Here is a 4,614-nt window from a genome sequence, read left to right as displayed (position 1 = left end):
AGGCCGCGGGTGATCTTGCGCGTCACAAAGGTCTCGCCCCGGCGCGGGCTCTCGTGGTTGAACAGGATGCCGTTGCAGGCATAGATGCCATAGGCCTCGCGGTAATTGACCGTGATCCAGTAGGAATAAAGCTTGGCCACCGCATAAGGGCTGCGCGGATAAAACGGCGTGGTCTCGCGCTGCGGGGTTTCCTGCACCAGGCCGTAAAGCTCGGATGTTGAGGCCTGATAAAACCGGGTCTTTTTCTCCAGCCCCAGGAAACGGATCGCTTCCAGCAGGCGCAGGGTGCCGATGCCGTCCACATCTGCGGTATATTCCGGCGCCTCGAAACTGACGGCGACATGAGACTGCGCGCCGAGGTTATAGACCTCATCCGGTTCGATCTCGCTCAGCAGCCGCGTCAGGTTGGAGGTATCGGTGAGATCGCCGTAATGCAGCTTGAAGCGGGCATGATCCACATGCGGATCCTGATAGATGTGATCCACCCGGCTGGTGTTGAACGACGACGCCCGCCGCTTCAGCCCATGCACCTCATAGCCCTTCTCCAGAAGAAACTCCGCAAGGTAGGACCCATCCTGACCCGTCACACCGGTGATGAGGGCTTTTTTAACACTTGGCATTTTGCTGTCCGTTGTTTCTGGAAATCGCCATCAGCCGCAGTTCAGGCTGCGCGATCGTGAATGCTCTTGGGGCGCGCAACCGCCTTGAACGCGTCGGTGACGCAGGTCACATCCGCCGTCGACAAATTATGGTGGTTGGGCAGGTAAATCCCATAGTCGTGAATCAGATCTGCGTTTGGCAGCACCTGATGCCCGTAATGCCGGATCCAGAACGGATGGCGCGCGATATTTCCGCAGATGAGCGGTCGACACTCGATATCCTGGTCCCTGAGGTGCTCGAATACCTCCATCCTGTTCTCCACCAAGGTGCCATAGGCGAAGGAGGATAACAGCTCAGTCTCGCTGTCCTGACGATAAAAACCCCGCAACTGCGCGGCGTAGATGTCAAAATTGCGTTCGCGAACCCGGCAGATATCATCGAGTTTCAGAATTTGCTGACGCCCGATGAAGGCCTGCAGATCCGTCGAGCGCAGGTTAAACCCGGCGTAGTAGAAGGTGTAAAGGTTGCGGAAATCGTCGATATTGTGGTCTTGCTGCAGCTGATCGCGCAGTGTCGGGTTGAGATCCCGGCTCCAGCCATGAGACCGCAGCGACAGCATGACCTGATGGAGCTCACTGTCATCGGTGACAACCATCCCCCCTTCGATCGTCGAGATATGATGCCCGTAATAGAATGAGAAACTGCCCGCAGTCCCATGACAGCCGAGTTTTCGCCCGTCGCTGACCGATCCCAGGGCTTCGCAGCTGTCCTCCAGCAAGAGGACATCATACCGTTCGCAGATGTCCCGGATCGCCGCCATATGGTTGGCGTGACCAAGCACATGCACAAGGATCAGCAGGGCCGGAGCCTCCTCCTTGCAGAGCCGTTCGAGATGATCCAGATCCAGCCCGAGATTGGTCGGATCGCAGTCGCAAAGCCGCACATCAAAACCGAACTGGATAAGTGGGGACACCGTGGTCACCCAGCTGACGGCAGGCGCGATCACCTTGTTGTTCCGCAACCGTCCGGCTTCGCGCGCGGCATATATCATCAGCAGGTTTGCAGACGAGCCCGAGTTCACAAATACCGCATGTTTGCAGCCCATCCATGCCGCGAACTCGGCTTCGAAGGCGGTTGTTTCTTCCGCCTTTGTCAGGCGATTCCCCGCCATCATCCAATCGGCGGTCTGCTGGAGTTCCCGCCGCGAGATGGTGTCCTGGGCCAGGGTGATCGGCCGCGGTGGCTGAAAATTCTTCATGCTTGCGCCCCTCTTACAGCCTGCATCGCCTTTAACTCGACGTAGTAATGTCGCACCTCGTTGTAAGCGGCGGTGATGTTGGCGGCCTTCTTCTGATCTTTCAGCGCGTCGATGGTGATCGAGCCATCATGAGCCCGGAAACTGGCAAGAGGTTCCTTCACAAAGCCAACCTTCGGATATCGCAGCATCGATAGCAGCGAGGCGAAGATATCTGGCCCAACCCCGTGGTATTCGCTGTTTTGCAGCGGCAACCGCCCCTGGTAGAGCGCATCGATCAATACCTGGCGCCGAAACAGAGCCGCGCCGGGGGAGATCAGGGATCCGACGATGTTTTCTTCCGCCAGGCGGTTCTCAAAAATACCCGTATCCGGCAGCCATCCCAAGAACTGCGTCATCATCTGCTTGCCGGTTTTATTGTCGACAACCTCAGCCCCGGTGAAGGCAAAGCCGACATCATCGCTGATGACAGCCAGGCATTTTTCAATGAAGGTCGGAGCAATCCAGTCATCGTCATACTGCAGGTGAACAAATTCGCCAGATGCATGCAGGACGCCCTCAAGCCAGCAAAAATGCGGGCCGAAGTCCTTTTCCCGCCGGACGTAGATGATCTTATCACCATATTCCGCGGCAACCTGCGGCGTATGATCAGTCGACCCGTGATCTACGACGATCACTTCGCAGGCGACCGTCTGATCAAGCGCACTGTCGATTGCCTTGGGCAGCATATCCGCACGGTTAAATGTGGGAACTACAATGGAAACTCTCTTAGTCATGGCGTTCTCCAAGGATCGCACGCAGGCGCGTGACATCGGCCTCTAGCGTGTCGTTCTGGCCCAGGGGCCGTATGTTCAAAGGGAAAGGAGCAAGGGATTGCGCAAAATCTGCAACCGTCATCGCACACCCGGAGCCGACGTTGACCGGCCCCTCGGCATCCGAAAGAGCGAGTTCGACAATAAGGCGGGCCGCCTGTGCAGCGGGCAGAAAATCCCGCCGACTGCCGGCACCGTAGAGGTCAAACGGCGCCTCCGGCACGGCGGTCTTCAACCGAGTGACAAGCGTCGGGCGCAGATAGCTTCCAGATTGTTCAGGGTCGTGGATCGAAAACAATCTGGCGATGCAGAGCGAGCGACCCGTCGCGGCGCAAATCTGTTGCGCAGCCAGCTCTGCCATCCGCTTGGTCTGACCATAAAGTGAAACCGGTTCGATGGTATCGGTTTCGAAAATTGGCGTCTCTTTGCTCGCATAGACATGGCTGGAGGAACACAGAAGCATCCGGGCATGAGTATTGCCAAGCGCAGCCAGAAGGTTGATCGTGCCGCCAGCGTTCACAGCAAAGGCGCCGCCGGGATCGCCCTGCACCGCCTTGACCGGCACCATGGCAGCAAGGTGGATGACCAGATCAAGCGGGCCCGCCGTGTTGATGACCTGGGCAATCTCATCGGGTTTTGTCAGATCTGCGGTGTTGCGGATCACAACCGCATCAGGCGCAAGCTCTGCCAGAGCAGCCATGGCGTGGCGGCCAACGATACCGCCGCTGCCGGTTATGAAGATACGTTGCGACATGGTCACTGCATCGAGATGCTTTGGGCCGCGCCATGCGCTCTCAACCCCATTGAACGAAATTTCGCGGCCAGCTCCGCACTGGCTCGTTCGATTTTATTCAGCTCGACAGGGTCCGGGACACCAGCCGCGGGAGCAAGGCCGGGCCATTTGGAAAAATCACCCGAGGTGATGAAATCGGCAAAGGAAGCGCGACTGATCCCGTGATCACGCAGGTACTCATTGTCCTGGTGCGGGCGGAATTCGGCCTGGGATGTCTCGTCAGAATAGTACCGGCCGACCACCATCGGGATCCGCGTGAACTTGCGATTATTCTTGGCAAGGACCTGCCAGAAGATGGCATCGCCAATCGATTTGATCGGTGTCTGGTTGCCGAAGTAGCTCGGGTACCATGGGCCGACCTGCTCCAGGCTCCACAGTGTGGCAGGTCCATATGTTCCCCGCTCAGCCGTTCCGCTGCCAAGCCGCAGATTTGATTGTTTCTTCGGCGGCCAATCGGCAGCGAAGCAGGTATCCCAGAGGTCTTCCACAGCAAACTTTTGGTCGAGGTGACTTTCATCAAAGCTGACGAGCCATTCACCACCAACCAATGCGGATTTGGTCGCAATCGCTGCGGCGACCATCGCCTGAACGGCATTGGTGGCCAGGCGATCATCCATATTAAGGTTCATGATATATTTGGTACGTGCCAGTGCAGTTGCTGCGGACCAGGCCTCGTAGATCGTGAGCGGCTCGTCAAAACTGTGCCAGGGCGCGTCCAGCCACTCGGGGGCAGCATCACCATTGTCAAAGATGTAGCAAGGCTCAACGGGGATCGACTGTGCCTTCAGATTCTCCCAATGAGACCGCAATAACTCGTGCTTGTTCGGCTGCTTATGCCAGACGGCGCAGAAAACCGTCACCAGAGGACGATCGCCTGTATCTGGATCAGGAGCATTGAAAGAGCGAAACTGCATGTGACCGGTTCTCCAGCAAAGCACGCGCAACGAACTGCGCTCACGATCCCGAAGATACGCCCATAAGAAATAAATTTGAGTTAAGTCGCGTCCGTTTCCAAAAGTCCCCAGCGACAATAGCCAGAATCCTGGTGGAAGAGCAGGACCGCGACGTCGCCTCCGGTGCAAAAGATCGCCAATGCTAAGGACCTGTTAGGGCTGAACGAGCGCTTGCAGTATCAAGGTCGCCCTTTCTTCGGA

General features: G+C 57.3%; 5 protein-coding genes. All 5 read right to left on the bottom strand.

What is annotated here, in order from left to right:
• The coding region (locus VXL81_RS16320) for a GDP-mannose 4,6-dehydratase (protein ID WP_416555186.1) at window positions 1–620 on the bottom strand (620 nt) is incomplete at its 3' end.
• A gap of 41 nt (window positions 621–661) precedes the next feature.
• Complete coding sequence (locus VXL81_RS16315; RefSeq protein ID WP_416555184.1) at window positions 662–1,858, bottom strand: DegT/DnrJ/EryC1/StrS family aminotransferase; 1,197 nt, start codon at window positions 1,856–1,858, stop codon at window positions 662–664.
• Window positions 1,855–2,631, bottom strand: a complete 777-nt coding sequence (locus tag VXL81_RS16310) for a glycosyltransferase family 2 protein (protein WP_340547862.1) — start codon at window positions 2,629–2,631, stop codon at window positions 1,855–1,857. Before VXL81_RS16310 ends, VXL81_RS16315 begins: the two co-directional genes overlap by 4 nt.
• Window positions 2,624–3,421 carry an NAD-dependent epimerase/dehydratase family protein gene (locus VXL81_RS16305; protein WP_416536354.1) on the bottom strand — a complete coding sequence of 266 codons (798 nt, stop codon included), beginning with the start codon at window positions 3,419–3,421 and terminating at the stop codon, window positions 2,624–2,626. Before VXL81_RS16305 ends, VXL81_RS16310 begins: the two co-directional genes overlap by 8 nt.
• Before the next feature lie 2 nt (window positions 3,422–3,423).
• On the bottom strand, window positions 3,424–4,491 hold the full coding sequence (locus VXL81_RS16300; protein WP_416555182.1) for a glycosyltransferase family 2 protein: 1,068 nt from the start codon (window positions 4,489–4,491) through the stop codon (window positions 3,424–3,426).
• Window positions 4,492–4,614 lie beyond the last annotated feature (123 nt).

The sequence above is a fragment of the Phaeobacter sp. JH204B genome (genome assembly GCF_048055755.1).
Classification (GTDB): domain Bacteria; phylum Pseudomonadota; class Alphaproteobacteria; order Rhodobacterales; family Rhodobacteraceae; genus Phaeobacter; species Phaeobacter bryozoorum.
This window is presented reverse-complemented; position numbering and strand designations above follow the sequence as displayed.

What these genes read in the sequence shown, in the direction of transcription:
- VXL81_RS16315 (WP_416555184.1), bottom strand. Translation starts at nt 1,858, where the DNA reads ATGAAGAATTTTCAGCCACCGCGGCCGATCACCCTGGCCCAGGACACC.
- VXL81_RS16310 (WP_340547862.1), bottom strand. Translation starts at nt 2,631, where the DNA reads ATGACTAAGAGAGTTTCCATTGTAGTTCCCACATTTAACCGTGCGGAT.
- VXL81_RS16305 (WP_416536354.1), bottom strand. Translation starts at nt 3,421, where the DNA reads ATGTCGCAACGTATCTTCATAACCGGCAGCGGCGGTATCGTTGGCCGC.